The sequence below is a fragment of the Paenibacillus sp. NPDC101420 genome (assembly GCF_050277435.1).
Classification (GTDB): Bacteria; Bacillota; Bacilli; order Paenibacillales; family Paenibacillaceae; genus Paenibacillus_AQ.
Map to the genome: position 1 here is coordinate 627,856 of NZ_JBNNSE010000001.1, position 18,145 is coordinate 646,000.

The 18,145-nt window shown below is 42.4% G+C and carries 24 protein-coding genes and 1 tRNA gene; 6 read left to right on the forward strand and 19 right to left on the reverse strand.

Features of this window, described 5'->3' with window-relative positions:
- Nucleotides 1–82: 82 nt before the first annotated feature.
- From ACQKMP_RS02890 to aroA, 3 genes are all read right to left on the reverse strand, one after another.
- On the reverse strand, nucleotides 83–751 hold the full coding sequence (locus ACQKMP_RS02890) for a hypothetical protein (protein WP_427468785.1): 669 nt from the start codon (nucleotides 749–751) through the stop codon (nucleotides 83–85).
- A 413-nt stretch (nucleotides 752–1,164) separates the two neighbouring features.
- Nucleotides 1,165–1,599, reverse strand: coding sequence for a CoA-binding protein (locus tag ACQKMP_RS02895; RefSeq protein ID WP_427468786.1), 435 nt, complete (start codon nucleotides 1,597–1,599; stop codon nucleotides 1,165–1,167).
- A gap of 86 nt (nucleotides 1,600–1,685) precedes the next feature.
- Nucleotides 1,686–2,978, reverse strand: coding sequence for a 3-phosphoshikimate 1-carboxyvinyltransferase (gene aroA, locus ACQKMP_RS02900; protein WP_339247378.1), 1,293 nt, complete (start codon nucleotides 2,976–2,978; stop codon nucleotides 1,686–1,688).
- A gap of 109 nt (nucleotides 2,979–3,087) precedes the next feature.
- Between aroA and ACQKMP_RS02905 the strand changes: the two genes are divergently transcribed.
- Nucleotides 3,088–3,393 (forward strand): rhodanese-like domain-containing protein, encoded by a 306-nt coding sequence (locus ACQKMP_RS02905; RefSeq protein ID WP_042187309.1) that lies wholly within the window; start codon nucleotides 3,088–3,090, stop codon nucleotides 3,391–3,393.
- Nucleotides 3,394–3,397: 4 nt separating this feature from the next.
- On the opposite strand, the gene ACQKMP_RS02910 is transcribed toward ACQKMP_RS02905, so the two are convergent.
- The 4 genes from ACQKMP_RS02910 to ACQKMP_RS02925 all read right to left on the reverse strand — a co-directional run bounded on the left by ACQKMP_RS02910 (nucleotide 3,398) and on the right by ACQKMP_RS02925 (nucleotide 8,073).
- Nucleotides 3,398–3,946 (reverse strand): shikimate kinase, encoded by a 549-nt coding sequence (locus ACQKMP_RS02910; protein ID WP_339247376.1) that lies wholly within the window; start codon nucleotides 3,944–3,946, stop codon nucleotides 3,398–3,400.
- 271 nt (nucleotides 3,947–4,217) lie between these two features.
- A complete protein-coding gene (gene gndA / locus ACQKMP_RS02915; protein WP_042187305.1) occupies nucleotides 4,218–5,633 on the reverse strand; it encodes an NADP-dependent phosphogluconate dehydrogenase in 1,416 nt (471 codons plus the stop codon).
- Between the two features lie 266 nt (nucleotides 5,634–5,899).
- Nucleotides 5,900–6,496 carry a hypothetical protein gene (locus tag ACQKMP_RS02920; protein WP_042187304.1) on the reverse strand — a complete coding sequence of 199 codons (597 nt, stop codon included), beginning with the start codon at nucleotides 6,494–6,496 and terminating at the stop codon, nucleotides 5,900–5,902.
- 287 nt (nucleotides 6,497–6,783) lie between these two features.
- Entirely contained in the window at nucleotides 6,784–8,073 is a 1,290-nt protein-coding gene (locus ACQKMP_RS02925) for an MFS transporter (RefSeq protein ID WP_042187302.1), read from the reverse strand.
- Between the two features lie 96 nt (nucleotides 8,074–8,169).
- Here ACQKMP_RS02925 and ACQKMP_RS02930 point away from each other — a divergent pair, with 96 nt between their 5' ends.
- Nucleotides 8,170–9,645 (forward strand): aminotransferase class I/II-fold pyridoxal phosphate-dependent enzyme, encoded by a 1,476-nt coding sequence (locus tag ACQKMP_RS02930; RefSeq protein WP_042126789.1) that lies wholly within the window; start codon nucleotides 8,170–8,172, stop codon nucleotides 9,643–9,645.
- A gap of 130 nt (nucleotides 9,646–9,775) precedes the next feature.
- Here the strand turns inward: ACQKMP_RS02930 and ACQKMP_RS02935 are convergent, their stop codons facing one another.
- The gene (locus ACQKMP_RS02935; protein WP_042187300.1) at nucleotides 9,776–10,087 is read right to left on the reverse strand and encodes a DUF1292 domain-containing protein; all 312 of its coding nucleotides are present in this window, start codon (nucleotides 10,085–10,087) and stop codon (nucleotides 9,776–9,778) included.
- An 80-nt stretch (nucleotides 10,088–10,167) separates the two neighbouring features.
- Entirely contained in the window at nucleotides 10,168–10,722 is a 555-nt protein-coding gene (locus ACQKMP_RS02940; RefSeq protein WP_427468787.1) for a copper amine oxidase, read from the reverse strand.
- Between the two features lie 164 nt (nucleotides 10,723–10,886).
- Between ACQKMP_RS02940 and ACQKMP_RS02945 the strand changes: the two genes are divergently transcribed.
- A complete protein-coding gene (locus ACQKMP_RS02945; RefSeq protein ID WP_427468788.1) occupies nucleotides 10,887–11,624 on the forward strand; it encodes an MBL fold metallo-hydrolase in 738 nt (245 codons plus the stop codon).
- 64 nt (nucleotides 11,625–11,688) lie between these two features.
- Here ACQKMP_RS02945 and ACQKMP_RS02950 read toward each other — a convergent pair whose 3' ends face one another.
- From ACQKMP_RS02950 to ACQKMP_RS02965, 4 genes are all read right to left on the reverse strand, one after another.
- Entirely contained in the window at nucleotides 11,689–11,928 is a 240-nt protein-coding gene (locus tag ACQKMP_RS02950; RefSeq protein WP_042187294.1) for a DUF3892 domain-containing protein, read from the reverse strand.
- 85 nt (nucleotides 11,929–12,013) lie between these two features.
- Complete coding sequence (locus tag ACQKMP_RS02955; protein WP_042187292.1) at nucleotides 12,014–12,457, reverse strand: GNAT family N-acetyltransferase; 444 nt, start codon at nucleotides 12,455–12,457, stop codon at nucleotides 12,014–12,016.
- 107 nt (nucleotides 12,458–12,564) lie between these two features.
- A complete protein-coding gene (locus tag ACQKMP_RS02960; RefSeq protein WP_427468789.1) occupies nucleotides 12,565–12,777 on the reverse strand; it encodes a hypothetical protein in 213 nt (70 codons plus the stop codon).
- 104 nt (nucleotides 12,778–12,881) lie between these two features.
- Nucleotides 12,882–13,958: a site-2 protease family protein gene (locus tag ACQKMP_RS02965; protein ID WP_427468790.1), complete on the reverse strand. Its 1,077-nt coding sequence runs from the start codon at nucleotides 13,956–13,958 to the stop codon at nucleotides 12,882–12,884.
- Nucleotides 13,959–14,286: 328 nt separating this feature from the next.
- Between ACQKMP_RS02965 and ACQKMP_RS02970 the strand changes: the two genes are divergently transcribed.
- Nucleotides 14,287–14,589 (forward strand): hypothetical protein, encoded by a 303-nt coding sequence (locus ACQKMP_RS02970; protein ID WP_042187286.1) that lies wholly within the window; start codon nucleotides 14,287–14,289, stop codon nucleotides 14,587–14,589.
- Between the two features lie 131 nt (nucleotides 14,590–14,720).
- Nucleotides 14,721–14,792: transfer RNA gene (locus tag ACQKMP_RS02975), tRNA-Val, on the forward strand.
- A 449-nt stretch (nucleotides 14,793–15,241) separates the two neighbouring features.
- Here the strand turns inward: ACQKMP_RS02975 and ACQKMP_RS02980 are convergent.
- The gene (locus tag ACQKMP_RS02980; RefSeq protein WP_340968957.1) at nucleotides 15,242–15,394 is read right to left on the reverse strand and encodes a hypothetical protein; all 153 of its coding nucleotides are present in this window, start codon (nucleotides 15,392–15,394) and stop codon (nucleotides 15,242–15,244) included.
- Between the two features lie 315 nt (nucleotides 15,395–15,709).
- Here ACQKMP_RS02980 and ACQKMP_RS02985 point away from each other — a divergent pair, with 315 nt between their 5' ends.
- The gene (locus ACQKMP_RS02985) at nucleotides 15,710–15,850 is read left to right on the forward strand and encodes a hypothetical protein (protein WP_156113100.1); all 141 of its coding nucleotides are present in this window, start codon (nucleotides 15,710–15,712) and stop codon (nucleotides 15,848–15,850) included.
- A 93-nt stretch (nucleotides 15,851–15,943) separates the two neighbouring features.
- Here ACQKMP_RS02985 and ACQKMP_RS02990 read toward each other — a convergent pair whose 3' ends face one another.
- From ACQKMP_RS02990 to ACQKMP_RS03010, 5 genes are all read right to left on the reverse strand, one after another.
- On the reverse strand, nucleotides 15,944–16,183 hold the full coding sequence (locus ACQKMP_RS02990; RefSeq protein ID WP_076282962.1) for a hypothetical protein: 240 nt from the start codon (nucleotides 16,181–16,183) through the stop codon (nucleotides 15,944–15,946).
- 301 nt (nucleotides 16,184–16,484) lie between these two features.
- Nucleotides 16,485–16,751: a hypothetical protein gene (locus ACQKMP_RS02995; RefSeq protein WP_427468791.1), complete on the reverse strand. Its 267-nt coding sequence runs from the start codon at nucleotides 16,749–16,751 to the stop codon at nucleotides 16,485–16,487.
- 4 nt (nucleotides 16,752–16,755) lie between these two features.
- Nucleotides 16,756–17,166: a hypothetical protein gene (locus ACQKMP_RS03000; protein ID WP_149644140.1), complete on the reverse strand. Its 411-nt coding sequence runs from the start codon at nucleotides 17,164–17,166 to the stop codon at nucleotides 16,756–16,758.
- 77 nt (nucleotides 17,167–17,243) lie between these two features.
- Nucleotides 17,244–17,519, reverse strand: a complete 276-nt coding sequence (locus ACQKMP_RS03005) for a hypothetical protein (RefSeq protein ID WP_143763994.1) — start codon at nucleotides 17,517–17,519, stop codon at nucleotides 17,244–17,246.
- Between the two features lie 49 nt (nucleotides 17,520–17,568).
- Nucleotides 17,569–18,027: an NUDIX domain-containing protein gene (locus ACQKMP_RS03010; RefSeq protein ID WP_052404253.1), complete on the reverse strand. Its 459-nt coding sequence runs from the start codon at nucleotides 18,025–18,027 to the stop codon at nucleotides 17,569–17,571.
- Between the last annotated feature and the right edge of the window lie 118 nt (nucleotides 18,028–18,145).

An 18,145-nucleotide genomic window follows, 5' to 3' on the forward strand; every position in this document is an offset into this window, starting at 1 on the left:
AAGTGTACAAAGTACAACTAAACCACAATAGAACAGAGATATTTCCGATATAGTTGTATATAGTGCAATTATTCTCCCTCTCCTACCATATTTGATCTGGTCGCATAGCTTTCACTTCGTATTGTCGAACCCGTTCTCCCGTAATTACAGGCGTTATTAGTCCCTTCTCACTCAACGAGTGCAACAATCTGCGCGCCGTTCGAAAGTTAATGCTGAAATGAGTGGTCACATCCTTTGGACGGATCGCCCTACCCAGTCGCCAAGCCAACCGCAGAACCTCCTTCTCCTCAGACAAAATATCCACGCCTGCAGATTTGCGCGCCAAATGAGGTGCCAGCACCAATTGCAAAAGCATACGGCACACCTCGGGGCGGTGCTGAAGATCATCAACAGAAAAATGAATCATTTTCCACCCCATTCCGGTCAGAAAAGTGTCCCGATTAACTGCGTAGTTGAATCTCTCGCGGTCCATGTCCTTCACATGACTTTGAAACCCGTCGCACTCAATCCCGAGACTGCCGCCGCTCTGCGGAAGAAAAGCGAAGTCCAGAAACTGAGATTTACGATTCCAGTCGTACACTTCGTATTCTGGATGCAAATCATCAAGGCTCTCAAACAATGGCCACCATACATTCTGCAAGAACAGCTTCTCCGCATAATTATGCCCTCTAACCAGCCTCCCCCTTCTTTCTCCTGATCTTTCAGTCAAGTGCTTGTTAATGAACATACCATGTGCTTCTTCAAATTCCATTATGGTATCCTCCCCTATAAAAATAAAAAAACGCCCTTCACCGCAAATCATGCGGATAAAGGACGTTCTTCGTCTAACTTCAGTATAACAAGCTCAGTTAGTGATTTGCATTAGAAATTGCACAGTCTGTACAACCAAGATCAAACGATGCTTTTGATCTTAGCTGTTCTTTAACATTAAAGTTGCAACTACTTCAGCGTCAAAAAATTTAGTTCGCTGGTTTGTTAATTCGTTCTTTTGTCTGTCGGCTCGCCCGTTCATTGTTCTCTCGTTGTAGGTTCGTTTGTCGGCTCGTAAGCTCATAAGCTCGTCAGTTCATCGTTTGTCCGCTCGTCGGTTCGTTCGAAATCCCTTGATACACGCTCAGATCATCATTTTTTCAATAGTCAGATAAAGTGTTGAATTACCGAACCTTATGCCCGACTCCGCCCATGCATCGTGATCGCTTCTTCCACCTTGATACAACGGTCCATAATCACCGTCATACCGTGCTCAGCGGCGATTTCAGCAGCTTCCTGGCTGATTATACCCTGCTGGAGCCAGAGCACACGTGCGCCGATTTCAGCGGCCTCCTGTGCGACCTTTGCGCAGTATTCGCTTCGACGGAACACATTAACAATGTCCACCGGCTCTGGAATTTCCGCTAACGTATGATAGCACTTTTCTCCCAGTATTTCACCATCAACCAATGGGTTTACAGGAATGATCCGATATCCCCGACTTTGCATAGCACCCGCAACCATATAGGAGGTACGGTCTGTTTTGTCAGACAGGCCAACAACTGCAATATTACCGGCAGATGCAAGGATATCTCCGATCTGCTCCCGGCTTGGATTCTCAAAGCTCATACACAGTGCCCCTTTCCATAGTTACACTTTATGATCCTGATTTACTTCACTGAAGACTGAAGCTAAATTCGCTAGCTCCCTTACTTCTATTGTACCCACTCCACATTCGCACCAAGCGCACGCAGGTGATCAAAGTATTGCGGATACGACTTAGCGACATGGTGAGCATCCTTGATCAATAGTGGTTTACGGGCTCGTAAACCTACTACTGACAGCGCCATAATTACACGGTGGTCGTAATGCGCGTTAATGGTTACACCACCTTCGACGCCTTCAGGCATGCCGTGAACGATAATTTCATCGCGGCGTTCCTCAACATTGGCTCCTGCACGAGTCAATTCTGCCAAGTAATCAGTTATACGATCACATTCCTTATACCGAAGGTTCTCAACGTTATAGAATCGTGAAGTGCCTTCAGCAAATACTGCAGCAGCTACCATAGCCAGCACTGCATCGGTTGCAGCATCTCCGTCGAATTCAACAGCTTTTAGTACGCCGTTCCCTTGTACGTGAACTGTTCCCTCTTTATGAGTAAGCGGTACTTCCATCATACGCAACACATCAACAATGGCTCTTTCTCCCTGCTTACTCTGTTCCATAAGTCGATGTACCTTAACATCAGACTTTGTCACAGCAGCAGCCGCAAGAATAGCCGCAGAGCCAGGATAGTCACCTTGCACAGTATACGTCTTAGCCGCGTAGGCTTGACGACCCGGCACTTTAAAGGACATATAATCATCTGCCGCATGAACCACAATTCCTGCCTGCTCCAACACTTCTAGTGTCTGACCTACGACAACCTTTGATTTCAAATCATCAAGGACAATAATTTCACTATCTTCTTCAAGCAATGGTGTCAAGAATAATAGAGCACTTAGGAACTGGGAGCTGACAGCACCCGAAACTGTAATTCTACCCCCAACAGGTTTGCCACCGCGGATCGTGATCGGCAACTTACCTTCATTATGCTCTACCTTCACACCAAGCTGTTCTAGAGATACGATCAGGTCGTCATGTGGACGTTTACCCAATGAGTCAGGATACGTATTTACGAATGTGACCTCAGGGCTTAAAGCAGCTACAGCCATTAGAAAACGTAATACTGCTCCAGCATTCCCCACATTAAGTTCCTTAACATCCTTAGGTTTGCGTCCAAAGCCTTGAATCACAATCTTCTCATCATCTTCTGTGAGTACAGCTCCCAAATCTGCAATACAACGACGGATGGCATCGCTATCTTCACTATGTGCCGGATGATAAATCGTACTTACGCCTTCTGACAATGCGGCAACCAGCAAATAGCGAGTGGTATAGTTTTTGGAAGAGAGGGCCCCAAATTCTCCTTGCAGGGATGGCGTTGGCCTAACAATAACGTCCATAATATAAACTCTCCTTAGTAGATATAGTTGTATGTAGTGCTCGTTTGACAGGGTATTCCATGCTTGTGTTATCATTAAACCATTCTTCTGATGAAAAGAGGTCACAACCATGCATAATGTTCCACAAATTACACCGCAAGAATTGCGGCAGTGTCTAGAGACAGGGGAAGACCTTGTACTCATCGACGTTCGTGAAGACGAAGAGGTTGCCTTCGGGATGATTCCCGGTGCACAGCATATCCCCATGGGAGAAATTCCACACCGCACTGAGGATATTCCAAGCGATGCCAAAGTGATCTTTATCTGCCGTTCCGGTGCTCGAAGCCAGCGTGTCTGCGAATATCTACAACAGTTTGGCTATCATGCTACAAATTTAAGCGGCGGTATGATTGAATGGAATGAAACACTCTCTTAAAAGCTCAGCCGCGGTAATGCATTAAAATATATTGCGACACTTCTGCCGCTGTCAGTCCCGTTGTATCGACCGTGTAATGCGCGAACAGGTAAGCTTCTCGACGGTCTTCCATGATACGTCTAACCCGTTCTTCTGCATTGCCGGCGAGCAGCGGACGATTCTGATCTCCACTAACGCGGGTAATAATCTCTTCTTCTGTTGCCGTTAGCGCAACCACATGCCCTTTACTCAGCATTAAATCTGTATTCCCCGGCGCCAATACCGCGCCACCACCAGTAGATATTAATTTATTCTCAGACTCTAACATACGCTTTAGTACTGCTGTTTCCACGCTTCGAAAGTAATGCTCTCCATCTTCCGCGAAAATTTCTGCAATACTTCGGCCTTCAGTTTCAACAATGACATGATCCAGATCAACCAGCTCGTAACCCAGTTCCTCGGCCAAAATTGCGCCTACTGTTGACTTCCCCGTTGCCATCATCCCTACTAAAATAATGTTCTTATTTCTTTGCTCTTCATTGAACTTTTTAAATTCTTCTGTATCCCCAGCCATGTCTATCCTCCAACCGCGATATTTGTCATATCATAACACAGGGTCAAAACATTAGACAATCTGCTTCACATAGTAAATATACATCAAAACTTCAACAAAAAAGGCCCGAAAGCCTCCCCATTTCTGGTGAAGCAATTCGGGCCACTTTTTTAAAATATAAGAAAGTACAAGTTTCATGTTATACATTAACCTTATATTTCTCGCATAAACGCTTCTTACCGTCCTTTAGGGACGCCGAAGGCGTTATTGCTTATAACCGTAATAAACTAGATTATTCTGCAGACATCCAGTTGTGGTGGAAAACGCCTTCTTTGTCTACACGTTTGAACGTATGTGCGCCGAAGTAATCGCGTTGAGCCTGAAGCAGGTTCGCAGGCAGTCTCTCTGTACGATAGCTATCATAGTAAGCCAATGCGCTGGAGAATCCAGGTACTGGAACACCCATCGTTACAGCTGAAGCGATAACTTTACGCCATGCGGATTGGTAATTGTCCATAACATCCTTGAAGAAAGGATCAAGCAATAGGTTCTTAAGATCTGCATTGTTCTCGTAAGCATCCGTGATGTTTTGTAGGAAACGGGAACGGATAATGCAGCCGCCGCGCCAAATTTTAGCCAACTCGCCATATTTCAGATCCCAACCGTATTCGTCGGAAGCTACACGAAGTTGAGCGAAACCTTGAGCATAGGATACGATTTTACTTGCAAACAATGCTTTACGCACGTTCTCGATGAATTCAGCTTTGTCACCATCAAATGGTGTAGCTTCTGGTCCGTTAAGCACTTTGCTTGCTTCTACGCGCTCATCCTTCATTGCAGAGAGGAAGCGTGAGAATACGGATTCGGTAATCATGGACAAAGGTACACCAAGATCCAATGAGCTTTGGCTTGTCCATTTACCAGTTCCCTTTTGGCCAGCGGAATCAAGGATCACGTCAACCATTGGTTTACCAGTTTCTTCATCATACTGAGCAAAAATATCTGTAGTAATCTCGATCAGGTAGCTGTCGAGCTCACCGCTATTCCACTCTTTGAAAATGTTGTGAAGTTCTTTTGCATCTAGACCTAGAACGTCTTTGAGCAGCTGGTAAGCTTCACAGATTAATTGCATATCACCATATTCGATACCGTTGTGCACCATTTTAACATAGTGTCCCGCACCGTCTGGTCCGATATATGTACAGCAAGGCTCACCGTTAACTTTAGCTGAGATTGCAGTTAGGATTGGTTCAACTAGCTTATACGCGCTTTCTTGACCGCCAGGCATAATGGAAGGACCTTTAAGAGCTCCTTCTTCACCGCCAGAAACCCCAGTTCCGACAAAGCGGAAACCTTTTTCTTCCAGATATTTACTGCGACGAACCGTATCAGGGAAATAAGCATTTCCTCCGTCGATAATAATGTCGCCTTGATCAAGATGCGGCAACAGTTGCTCGATGGTAGCATCAGTAGCTTTACCAGCTTGAACCATGATCAGAATTTTGCGCGGTGTTTCCAGCGAAGCTACAAATTCCTCAACGGAAAATGTGCCTACGAGGTTTTTACCTTCCGCCTCAGCAAGAAGATCATGTGTCTTCTCCGGTGAGCGGTTAAACACGGATACGGAAAAACCTTTGCTTTCGATATTTAGAGCCAAATTCTTGCCCATTACCGCCAAGCCAATAACGCCGATTTGTTGTTTTGCCATCTGGTCCTCCACCCTTTGCACCCTATATTTTTGGGAAATCCATTTCTCGCAGTATAAGAATACCACCCTTTATCAGAGACAGCAAAGCCTGCCCTGCGAATAAAGATCAAATTCATCGACAAATCCATTGCCAATATGAAAATGATCACAATGACTATTTTAACGTTTTTAGCACCAGAAGTGAACCCCTGTCTGCAAGTTCTCAAACAAATCTAAGACACCCCGAAATTCGGGGTGCCCCTAAGCAACTTATTTCGGCACCTTGTTTACCATTCTAACATATACAATTCCTTCGTCAAAAAGGTAAGCTGAGCTCGGCATTTCTCCGCGCGAATCATATCCTCAGCCTTAAGTGCATCATTTAATCGATCCAGCTGCTCATCCACTTCAATCCGGCGCTGGCGAATTCGTTCCTCTCCTTCAACAGAATAATAGAGCTTGGTCAGCTCCTCATCGGTGAGCATAGGACCCTTCTGGTATAAGACTCGCTGCTGATAACCCGAGATTTCAACAAGACGAATCACTTCGCCGAACAAAATATTTTCAATAATAATCTGACGGTCTCTGAAGCGCTTTACAATGGCATGGCCTCGCATGTCCCCAATTAACTTCTCCATCCATTCTGACAAGCGAGCATCACGAATCATATAGTCACCCACGAGTTTATAGCCATCTTTAATCCTTTGAAAACGTAATTTCACCAGTTTACGACCCGTACGGACCGAAATTACAAAGACCTGTTCGTTCTCGCTCCAATATAGGGAATAACCTTTTTGAATCAAATCCTTGATCAGGTCCTGGATATGCTGTCTGTCGAAACGCAGCTCCAGGTTACAATACTCCACCTCGTCGTTTTTGTTCACGGCACTCCCCCCTAACTACTTCACATCTGCAAAGCCAACACAATTGTTCAATTTCCGATTATTTATGGCTGCCGGACCTCTTCAAGTAGTAGTTACTTTTGCGTTCGTCTTAGTCTTATTTTATACTTCAGTTTATGTAGCGGTAACTTGGTTTATTGACTATTTTTACCCGCAACACACTTTCTCCAAACGCTGATTGAATTTTTATTTCTTTTAGTCCTTTTAATTCCTAAAAAAAGCCGCTGACAACTAATTCTCAGGTTGTCAGCGGCTTTTCACATCTAAGGTCAACTAGTTTTAAATTTCAACTTCGTTCTGTGTACAATTAGTAAATGCAGCCCAAAGAGTATCAACATAACAATTGCACTCATCAGAAACGGAACACCGTGACCTACATGGTCCCATAGTCTCCCTGATATCACTGGTCCTGCCACCATCCCTGAGCCTTGCAAGGTCAAGAAAAGCCCCCAGACAGTCCCTCGTTCCCCCTTAGGCACTTGCTTAGCCAGAAAGGCGTTCCATGCCGGGAGAATAAGCGCGTAGCTTATACCGACCAATGCCACCGCGATAAAAGCAAGCGGGAGCCAGCGTACCTGTGAGAACAGGGCAAGGGAAAAGGCGGCAAGCAAAAAGCCAATGTTCAGAAACACAGTTGTTCCTATTCGGTCCACCAGCTTGCCTGCTGGAATTAGAGCAAGCACCGTAATTCCCCCACCTGCAATCAGAAGCAGACTAAATTGATTCGGACTAACATGAAGCTCCGTACGTGCAAACAAGGTAACTACAGGCGTCATCAAGCCAATGGCAAAAGCCTGAAGAAATAAGGCCGGATATAGTAGGCGACTGACTTTAAGCGTCGTTCTGACCTGATGCAGTGTTCTTTTTATACTTTCTAATGGACTGATTTTTTTACGCTCAATAGCTCCGCCGAGCCCCTGCATGTCCCTTACAACTGCATGAGTGCCACTTGACGAGATTCTTTTAGGTAGAAAAAGCGCAACTACAACTACTACAGCAGCACACCCTAGCAGGACCAAAAAGGCTACACGATAGCTTTGTCCACCCTGATCCATCAAAAAATTCACTACAATCGGACCGATTCCCGTTCCTGCGAGCGATGCCATCTCTACAGCACCCATAGCTGCTCCACTGCTGCCGCTTTTAGTAGATCCCGCCAATTCCGTTATTCCGGTCATCACACAAGGCCAAAGCGGGGATGTCCCGATCCCAAGAATAAGACAGGCAATCGAGAGCGTAACTGCTGTTTTGGCATATATTATCATTCCAACAGCTACTAGGATCAACAGCAAGGCACTTGTCATGGTCCAGCGAAATCCTATGCGCTCCATAACCCAGCCAGAAGGACTGCGGAATAGATTATCCCCCAAATACTGGAGTGCAAAGGCAAAGCCTACTACCGTAACAGATAGACCCAAAATATTCTCCATATATACGGGTAACAAAGCGACAAGTAGCGACCCTTTAACAAACTCAACTAAAAAAATAATTACCCACATCTCCATGATAAATGGCGACGTCAAACTGATATGTGTACGTTGCGCAGCTTTTGTGGACATTCTATCACATCCAAATCCTAGTATTCTGTAGATTGTTTTGTTATACTGATGCTTGCCTTAAATTTTAATATTCGCGAAAGGTTGTGACAGCATTAAATGAATCAACACCGTACTCCCCTCTTCACAGCTTTAAAAAAGCATGCCGCCGGCAATCCCGTTCAATTTCATATCCCGGGGCATAAGAAGGGGCTAGGAACCGATGCCGAATTCCGTGAGTTTATCGGCGATAACGCTCTATCCATCGATCTAATCAACATCGCACCGCTTGATGATCTACATCAGCCAACTGGAGTAATCCAGGAAGCTCAGAAGCTGGCTGCGAAGGCTTTCGGCGCCGACTATACGTATTTTAGCGTACAGGGCACGAGCAATGCCATCATGACGATGATCCTCTCTGTCTGCTCACCGGGTGATAAAATAATTGTGCCGCGCAACATTCATAAATCTGTGATGTCGGCCATTATCTTCTCCGGAGCCAAGCCTGTGTTTGTCTCGCCTGTTCAGGATGAGAATCTCGGGATAGATCACGGCATAACGACCAGTTCGCTGGAACGAGCGTTAAGGCGTCATCCAGACGCCAAAGGAGTTCTAGTAATCAATCCCACGTACTTCGGTGTATGCGCCGACCTGCGTTCGATTGTCGACCTGGCTCACCGTTACGGTGTACCCGTATTGGTGGACGAGGCACATGGAGTACTGATTCATTTTCATGAGGATCTGCCGGTATCGGCCATGCAGGCCGGAGCGGACATCGCTGCCACTAGTGTGCATAAACTTGGCGGCTCCATGACGCAAAGCTCGGTACTGAATCTTAATGCTAAGACGGGTCTGATTAACCCGCAACGGGTACAGACCATTATGAGCATGCTGACTACAACATCTACCTCATATATTTTATTAGCGTCTTTGGATACATCAAGACGTAATCTCGCGCTGAACGGTCATGAAATGGCGGAAAGAACCATCAGACTGTCCAACTATGCACGCGAAACGATCAATACGATCGAAGGCCTGTACAGCTTTGGAAAAGAGATCCTTGGGACAGAAGCTACATTTGATCATGACCCAACTAAGCTCAACATTCATGTGCGCCATTTAGGGATCACAGGATACGAAACCGAAAACTGGCTGCGCGAGAAGTACAACATCGAAGTAGAACTAAGTGACATGTATAATATTCTTTGCCTTATTACCCCAGGTGATACCCAAGAATCAGTAGATAAATTATTAGCTGCACTTCGGGTGTTGTCCGCCATTCATTACAGCAAGGGTGAAATCTACGAACTTAAGGTTCAGGTTCCAGAAATTCCACAGCTTGCTCTGATTCCAAGGGACGCTTTTTATGCGGATACGCAGTTAGTTCCATTCCGTGAATCTGCTGGCTACATTATTGCAGAGTTTATATATGTATATCCGCCTGGAATTCCTATTCTTCTCCCTGGCGAGGTTATCACTCAGGATAACATCGATTATATTATTGACCATGTGGAGATCGGACTTCCGGTTAAAGGTCCTGAAGATCGCAGCATCACGAACATAAAAGTGATTGTAGAAGCCGATCCTATTTCCTAAGCCCCATCATTTTCCTAAAAAACTTCATTCATTTATACAAAAACCCGATACCATAATAAGTATCGGGTTTCTGTATATAAACATCAACTGTCATATACACAATAGAACAGCTTAATTTAGTCGCTAAAATCTATTCTTGCTGAGCAAGCAGATTGTTGTAAGCTTCTTCAACAGCTTTCCATTCTTCTTCATCTTCGATATTGTACAATACCATTTCTTCGTCTTCTTCTTCCATACGCAGAATAATGCCATCCGCTTCAGGATTTTCCTTTTCTAACAGCAGCGCGTATAGTTTCTCACCGATGTCGAAAGTTTCAACCAATACCATTTCAACATCTTCGCCCTGCTCGTTCGTCAAGGTCAGCACAAACTCCTCGTGCTCATGGTCGTGATCATGCCCGCAACCGCATGCTTCACCATGCTCATGTTTGTGATCGCTCATTGTAATACCTCACTTTGAATTGTATTATCCTACATCTGGTATACTACCACGTTAGATTAGTTCAGGTCAATTTAGAACCCTTAATTAAGAGCTGTAATTACCTTTTCTGACACAAGAACGTAATCTGCATTTTTGGAAGCTTTCATGTAGAAGCCTACCCGATATTTGCCGGTTTCTTTAAAATCATAAGTAAACTCCGAGGTCGGAAACCAGAAATTATCCTTCTGCGAGCCTTCAAGCTCCTGCGACTGAATATCCTTAACATTACCAGAGGGGTCCGTTATGGCTACTTTTACAGCTGAAACCTCTTCTGTTAAGCTATCTACCTGGGTTAATATTTTAATCTTAAGCTTGCCTACGTTTACGTTACCAAAGACCGTATTATCCTTAAAAAGAACAATATGAACATTAGGCTTAAGAATCGTCACTTTTCCAGATCCATCCCAATTCACTACCCCGCCCGCTTCTCTTGCGGGAATATATGTTTTTCCATCAATCAAATAACCGCCGTCTACAATTTCCGTCCCGTTGCTCCATACCCTGATTTTCTTACTCACAGAATCGGCGAACAATAAGGAGCCACCCATCAAGGAAAAAGCAAACACACATAAAGTGACTTTTTTCCATCTATTCATTTGAAACCCTCCAAATAATTCATGCTATTAATGTATACTTACTTTGTCTCAGCAAGTTGCGCTAATTGTAGGTAAATATTTCATTCATCTTCCGAAAAATGATATTATGTACTTGTTCAAAGTTGATATATTAGCTAACAGCGATTTCAGGAGGGTACTTTCTTATGAGTCTGAGCCTACAAATGCTAGGAACTGGCAATGCTTTTGCAAAAAATTTTTTCAACAATAACGCCCTGCTACTAGCTGATGATTATACCCTACTGATTGATTGCGGGATTACTGCCCCACTTGCCATACATACCATCGGGAAATCCTTCAGTGACGTTAACGCTACTCTAATTACGCATATTCATGCGGACCATGTTGGAGGTCTAGAAGAGCTAGCACTTACGCTAAAACACGTATACGGGAAAACAATGAGATTACATTTACCAGAGACGCTTGTTGAGCCACTTTGGAACAACACCTTAAAGGGTGGATTATATCAAAAAGATGCAGTAGCCTCCCTGACCGATATCTTCGAGGTTAAACCTATGAAACCCGGAATTACGTACAAGCTCGCTCCTTCTCTTTCGCTCGAGATCATACATACGCCGCATATTCCTGGCAAAGATAGCTATTCCCTTCTAATAAATAATGAGATTTTCTACAGCGCGGACATGACTTTTCAGCCGGATCTACTTATACGCCTTGTCCGTGAGCATGGCATCCGTATGATTCTGCATGACTGTCAGCTTGGTGGATCAGGTGTTGTTCACACCACGCTGGAGGAGTTAATGTCTTTACCTGAAGATGTTCGACGTATCATCAAGCTCATGCATTATAGCGATGAACAACCTCAATTCGTCGGACTTACTGGAGAGATGGAGTTTATTGAGCAGCATGTAATTTATAAACTCTGATTTGATAAAAAAAAAGACCGTACATTGACGTCCGATGACGTATGTACGGTCTTTGCCTTTTGAACTATGAGAAACTCGGAAGATTATCCAAATTGTTGGTTGGATCCCCATCCGCGTCGCCGCGAATATAAGTTCCTCCGTCTTTACCTTTAAAAGCATTCACTCCGGCAATATTTCCGGCCTGTACTTCTTGAAGCGCTTGGTCATACGCCAGGACACGTCCTGTAGAGGTCTGGAAACTGGTTAAATCTCCGTCTCCATTTTTCTGTACAGCTACGAAACTTTCGCGTTCGTTATTTGGCACTTCAGCTCGCCCCTTGCACTTGGATTTGCCATCATATGGCACATCCTAGCTTGCTTCATAGAACGGTAAATTATGTGCACTATTTTTAAAGAGTTTTCTGCATCCGTACATGTAGAATACCTGCGTCATAAAAAGGTTCCGTAGAAATCACTTCATATCCTAGCTTCTTGTAGAAATTCTCAGCTTGGCACTGTGCATCAAGAATCGAAGCTTCCAGTCCAAGCTCCCGAGCAAGCTCTTCCATAGCTAGCAACAGAACACGTCCGTATCCTTTGACTCGATAATCTTTCAGTACGGCGATACGCTGCATTTTGGCTGTACCTGCTTTGTAATAAATCAATCTTCCCGTAGCCACAGGTACACCTTCATCTATAATTAGAATATGGTGCGCATTCGGACCTATAACATCGTATTCATCAATTTCTTCCTCAGCCGGTACCATTTGTTCCTCTACAAATACTTTAGTACGAATATCCAACCCCATCTGAAGCTGTTCCTCTGTAGTTACCCGTAAGATTTCTGCCGCCATGTTAGTCCCAAACTCCTCTCTCTATGTATCCAACGATAGTTGTCTATTATATAAAAATTCGACTAGAAAGAAAAGCCTGAGCATGAGAAATCATCTTCTACGCTGCTCTAATCTGCAGAATATACTTCTTCAGGAATCGAACGATTGTATGTGTCTTGCATCACTGGTGACAATGGAGGGTACTGACCTTTTGGCTTTCCATCTAGGTTAGTCATTTCTTTGATTTCCATGACTTTTGTTGGCTTCGCCTCGGAACATCCTCCCAAGACCATCAGTAACAGCAGACAAACGCCGACTTCCCATTTCAAAAATTTAAGCATGGTTTTACTCCTTTCACCGTTCAACTGCGGTTATTCTCATTACAGCTTTGACGGTTCATGAGTTTTATAAACCATTGGATCACTTCATTGCCCGATTCTAACCCTTATAGATTCACATTTCCAACGGCATGGACCATGTACATCATTCCTCCCAAAAAGCCAGCTAATACAAAATAAGTGATACCGTATTTCCAGCGTGAGCTAGCCGGCACATCGTAATACTTGTCGTTCTCATAGACAGAATAGCTGATATCACAATTCATCTTTAGATGAAGCCCATTCTCTAAGGTCACAGGCTCTAGCTGCGAGATACGTACCTTTTCAATGATGCATTGCTGCGGAAGCGCAGCTCTACCAATGTAGTTCAGTTGATCCCATCTCACCCCTACATACTGCTGTCTTTCCAAATCACTGTAAGTAGTAAAAGGTAAATCTCTTCTATGCTCTGGTCCTGGAATCATGTAGCCTGCATCTCTAAGTGGCTCTACTGGAATTAAGAAACTCTTCGTTACAGAATAAAGGCGATTGTTAGTGCGTCTCTTCACATATTTGTTATACAGATCGTAAGCAAATAACGCCCAAATAATAAAGAACAAGATCGAACGCATATAGATGATGATGGCTAAACCACCCACGAGCCCCACAAGCCACAGCCAGCGCGTCACCGCGGTTGCAATACGGCCGCCGTCAAGCGGGTGAATCGGCAGCAGATTGATCAAATTAAGTAAAAAACCTATATAAGCCAAGGAATAGAGAAGTGGACTATCCATGTAATAAGCCGCCCAAAAAACGGCTGTAGCCCCAATGGTTCCTAAGATCGGACCTCCAAAAGCAATATAAGCTTCCGTCTGGGCATCCAGCGGTTGTTTTTTCATTGTAATTAAAGCTCCCAAAAACGGTATAAACAGCGGAGCGCTGACTGGAAGCCCGATCCGTTTCGCTGCTATTACATGTCCTAATTCATGGACTAGCAAGAGCAGGACAAAGCCCACGGCAAACCCCCACGGGTAAATCAAAGCATAAGCCCATATTGAAATCATCATTGATATTAACGGCCCGGCAATTTTACCTATTTTCAGAAGAGACAAAATCGCCTTTCCTTTAATCAGGAGCATCGCCGCCCCGCCCCCCAACCATTTCCATGGCGTGGAAGAATTCTTTTTCTGCTCATTTTGCGGCAAGATCTCAAGCTCCTTTTTCTTTCAATTTTTATCTAACTGCTGTACATTACCCTCCATTTTATCATAAGTGCTTAAGGAGTATTTCCATAAAAAAGCACTCGGCTAAGTATACGACGCAACTTTTAGAATCGTTTCAAGGTCAAACAAACAGATAATGGATAATTTTCACTATTATTTAAGGGAAGAAAGTGATTCCGCTCCAATACACAACCACCACCTCACACAAAATAACCCGAATTTTATGGTTACCCTATAGGCTAACGCCGTGAACGTTATAGGCTACGAACCATAGACTGTTATCAGGGTTATTCAATTGAGGAGGTTATTTATGGATACAAATGCAAATTTACATCAACAGGTCAGTTGGAATTGTATGAACAAATACGTTGGTATTACAACGACTGACGGTCAGTCCTTTGATGGCTTTATTGCCCATGTAGATCAAAACTATGTTACTCTTGCGGTTCCTAGCAACGAAATGGTAGAACGTTTAAACGGAATGCCTACACACGAATCGGCGTATAGACAATTTGGCTTCCGGCCTGGCTTTTTCCCAAGACGTCGCTTCTTTCCACGACGCATCCCTTTTTTCGGTATAAGCGATATATTTCTACTCCCGTTCTTTATCTGACGTGGCTCATGGGGATGGAGCGGCATCCCCTTTTCTTATTATTTTAAAGACTATGTAAACTATCATCCCTATAGATTGTAAAAAAAGAATTGCCATCCTACTCTATCGTATGGTATTATGAAATTCGTCGCAGGACGGTAGCTCAGCGGGAGAGCACTATCTTGACAGGGTAGGGGTCATGGGTTCGAACCCCATCCGTCCTATATGTGAAAGCCTTGATATTCAAGGCTTTTTTTGTTTTCTATTCACTTATCATTCTATTAAAAATCCCTGTGATACGAATTTGATACGAATCGCGTTTACTTTTCGTATCAGTTCATGTGATCCTCTGGGAAAATATCATCGCTTCTATCCTCCAACCAATTCCTAAATTCCGCTTTACTGATATATAATTTCCTTCCCACTTTTGCAACATGAAATACGTGGAAGCCTGTTTACAATCCTTTCAATTCTATCGCTGTCCATGCCATCTTCAGGCTCATGGAATCAGAGCCAAAAGAGAAAGAAGCCGCTACTGAAAGCAGCAGCAATATTCCTAGGAGTAAAAACAGACCGAAATACGATTTCCCTCTTAAATTAGGGATAACAGCTGTTTTATCATCTAGATTTCTATTTTTTTCATACGTTGACACTAGCTTCTCAACTACAAAATCTAGCTGCTTATCAAGAGATTAGATATCGGAATAATATGAAAAATCAATATATAGCCTTGCAGCTTGTCCCCAGGCTCCATCACAGCATGTCGAATATCCAGCACTTTAACGGCTGCATAATTCCATGCGGCAATATGATCTTCCAACTTCATCTTGCATTTCACTCCGATCCGTTACACAATCTGTTTAAGTTAATTACATCTTAAACATTGATAATGATTATCAATTATATCTGGAACCGTTTATCTCTCATAATGGGGCATCATGCCTATGGTTCCTTATATAAACGTTACTTGAACTAAACAAGAACAATCTCTCAATATTGCATCCCCTATAATTTAGCATTAATATAAAATAATGAGACTTACTGAAAATCGTTAATGAGTATTGTTTTGAGGATTATTGCATTTTCGCAAACTCACTAAGGAGTAGGAGTGTTTTTTATATGTTATAGGGGAAAACGAATATTGGGACCAATGACTGAAGCTGATGCTCTACGTGAATGGTTTACTCTTTCCGGTACAGTGAAGGACATTTATATTATTGAGGTTGATGAGAACAATAAAGTAAGGCGCCAGATTGGACCCACAAAGAAGAAAAAAAAATAAGCATAGCCTGCAGCAACCTACTATAACTTGATTGAAAAAGAGATAAAACGTAAAAAAGCCCCACCGACCTTTATTGGTTGATGGGGTGTTTTATTAAAATGGAAATTTAGTAAGCGAGAATATTAAGAGTACCATCCCAACAATCGAAGACAGAGCAGCCATTTTATCTTTAGTTTTAAAATAGGTAGCTCCTCCATTAAAAATCAGAGCTCCACACATCCCCATCATTGTCCAAGACATGATCACTTGATCCTGACCGCGGAAAAATAGTATTGCCAGAATGATTGTTGCTGCACTAAATAAAATACCGAACAACCTTAGTGCTTTCAGCAAAAAATCCCCTCCCGAAATTAATGGGCTAATGAATTTGCAGCTTACTCGATATTACAAGAAAAAATGTAGCCAATGGGCCACAAAGCAAAGAAATTAAAAACCAGTTTAATCCACTCCTATTTTTACCTTGTGCTAACCCGGCATTTATTAATGCCAATGTACCCCATCCAACAAAATACCCGTTATCCATCACGCACACGACCTTTCAACATCATTTTATAGGAATACGAATATCCAATATAATGGTTTCATCATAAGCAAATGTTGCAGGGATTTGTTATACATGCTGAGATTTCAACAACTACTTTATTCTTGTGGCGATAAGCTGTATCGTTTCATCAGAGTCTTTTACAAGACATTTCAAAGTAATGCCCAGGACAAGTGAAAATAAAGAGATCATAAAACTAATGACTGTAATCATTGCTCCTCTTAAGTCATTTGTGAAATTATAACGCAAGATTTCTGAGAAGCTGCTAGTAGAAAAGAAAATTATAGTCAAAATAAAAAACAATCCAAAAACACAAAATAAAATGTTTGATATTTTATTAACTCTTTCAAAATAGCTCATATATTCAACTCCTCTGATCAAGATAATAATCCACCAAGACATAAATGGAACCGGCAATACCAAAAAGGATAATGGCTATACTACTATTCAAATGATATTCCTGTATAAAGCGTTCATCGTATGCCTTGTAAAAGAAAACATATCCCCCGATACCACTCAGAAGCAATATCATTATGCGGGTAATCAAAGGATTTGCAATCATTCGAACAACCCAAGAGAAAGGAAAAATTATAATTGGGTAAAGAACGGCTGAAAAAAGAAATGCTAAGAAAATAAAAACAAACCCTATATTTTGAAACCCATAGTATTCAGTCGTACTGATCTTATTTCCTTCCCATAGCTCTAATCCAAAAGTGGCCAAGGTGAATAAAATCGTCGAAACAAACCATAACATGATATGCTTTACTACACGCAAAGTAATCCCACCAATTTTATGCTTTATATATCAGCCATTTTATTCATAAGTTCTATTGTTAAATCTGCTTCCAATAATCATTTAGCACTTGGTTCTATTGAAGTTAAAAAAGGTTTTTGCCCTATTCTACTATTATAGGAAACAAAGTACTCCTCATTTATATTAATCAACTTAAATATTCCTTTTGGGATTGTGACTGTAGTTTGATCACCGCTCATATTTTGTACTACTATTTCTCTTTTATCTACTGACACTACATTAACAACAGCAGATGTACTTGCCATCAAAAGGTACCATATTATAAATAAAAAAATGATCAAAGGAAGAAATGAGAAGATTTTACGATTATTCATATCTATCACCTCAGAGTAAGGATCATCTAATGGGCATGGTAGTTACCTCCTATCCATTGCCGAACAATTCTTGTATGTATTTTTCCGACATATATTCTCTAAATTCTTTATCTAATAAGTATATTTCATCTTGTTTTATCCACTGGTAGTTAAAAACAGTTCCACAGTCCTCTCCTTCACCCTCTCCAGTGAATCTCCACTTTTCAGGTAATCTTGTTTCTGGAATCAGAAGGTAGTCATGTCTTTCAACATTTGCATCTATATAATCCTTATAATAATATTGTGTTCCTATTTTCTTTACTAATTTAAATTGTTTAAGTCCACTTTCTTCTTGAATTTCCCTGAATAAGGCTTCTTCTTCTGTTTCCCCGGCATCGACATTACCACCTACTAATCTAAAGGGTACTTCTGGTACATTAAGATAAACTAATAAGGTCTTTTCTCCAACTTCATTGTCTTGCAAAATAAATCCGTATACCTTCTTTCTAATCGGTTTCCCTATTTTCATCGTGTCCCCCTTATTTAGCTTTTTATAAACGAAAATAAAAAAGTATTTGATCATTGATCAAATACTTGCTCAGTCGTACGGTGTTATGAATATATGCTCCCTTGTGGTCATCTACGTT

Coding starts and splice junctions, on each gene's coding strand:
- ACQKMP_RS02960 (WP_427468789.1), bottom strand. CDS start 12,777: ATGCTTAAATTTTTGAAATGGGAAGTCGGCGTTTGTCTGCTGTTACTG.
- ACQKMP_RS02930 (WP_042126789.1), top strand. CDS start 8,170: ATGAATCAACACCGTACTCCCCTCTTCACAGCTTTAAAAAAGCATGCC.
- ACQKMP_RS02945 (WP_427468788.1), top strand. CDS start 10,887: ATGAGTCTGAGCCTACAAATGCTAGGAACTGGCAATGCTTTTGCAAAA.
- ACQKMP_RS02995 (WP_427468791.1), bottom strand. CDS start 16,751: ATGAGCTATTTTGAAAGAGTTAATAAAATATCAAACATTTTATTTTGT.
- ACQKMP_RS02955 (WP_042187292.1), bottom strand. CDS start 12,457: ATGGCGGCAGAAATCTTACGGGTAACTACAGAGGAACAGCTTCAGATG.
- ACQKMP_RS02970 (WP_042187286.1), top strand. CDS start 14,287: ATGGATACAAATGCAAATTTACATCAACAGGTCAGTTGGAATTGTATG.
- ACQKMP_RS02890 (WP_427468785.1), bottom strand. CDS start 751: ATGGAATTTGAAGAAGCACATGGTATGTTCATTAACAAGCACTTGACT.
- ACQKMP_RS02935 (WP_042187300.1), bottom strand. CDS start 10,087: ATGAGCGATCACAAACATGAGCATGGTGAAGCATGCGGTTGCGGGCAT.
- ACQKMP_RS02940 (WP_427468787.1), bottom strand. CDS start 10,722: ATGAATAGATGGAAAAAAGTCACTTTATGTGTGTTTGCTTTTTCCTTG.
- aroA (WP_339247378.1), bottom strand. CDS start 2,978: ATGGACGTTATTGTTAGGCCAACGCCATCCCTGCAAGGAGAATTTGGG.
- ACQKMP_RS03010 (WP_052404253.1), bottom strand. CDS start 18,027: ATGAAAATAGGGAAACCGATTAGAAAGAAGGTATACGGATTTATTTTG.
- ACQKMP_RS02895 (WP_427468786.1), bottom strand. CDS start 1,599: ATGAGCTTTGAGAATCCAAGCCGGGAGCAGATCGGAGATATCCTTGCA.
- ACQKMP_RS02925 (WP_042187302.1), bottom strand. CDS start 8,073: ATGTCCACAAAAGCTGCGCAACGTACACATATCAGTTTGACGTCGCCA.
- ACQKMP_RS03005 (WP_143763994.1), bottom strand. CDS start 17,519: ATGAATAATCGTAAAATCTTCTCATTTCTTCCTTTGATCATTTTTTTA.
- gndA (WP_042187305.1), bottom strand. CDS start 5,633: ATGGCAAAACAACAAATCGGCGTTATTGGCTTGGCGGTAATGGGCAAG.
- ACQKMP_RS02910 (WP_339247376.1), bottom strand. CDS start 3,946: ATGGCTGGGGATACAGAAGAATTTAAAAAGTTCAATGAAGAGCAAAGA.
- ACQKMP_RS02905 (WP_042187309.1), top strand. CDS start 3,088: ATGCATAATGTTCCACAAATTACACCGCAAGAATTGCGGCAGTGTCTA.
- ACQKMP_RS02980 (WP_340968957.1), bottom strand. CDS start 15,394: ATGAAGTTGGAAGATCATATTGCCGCATGGAATTATGCAGCCGTTAAA.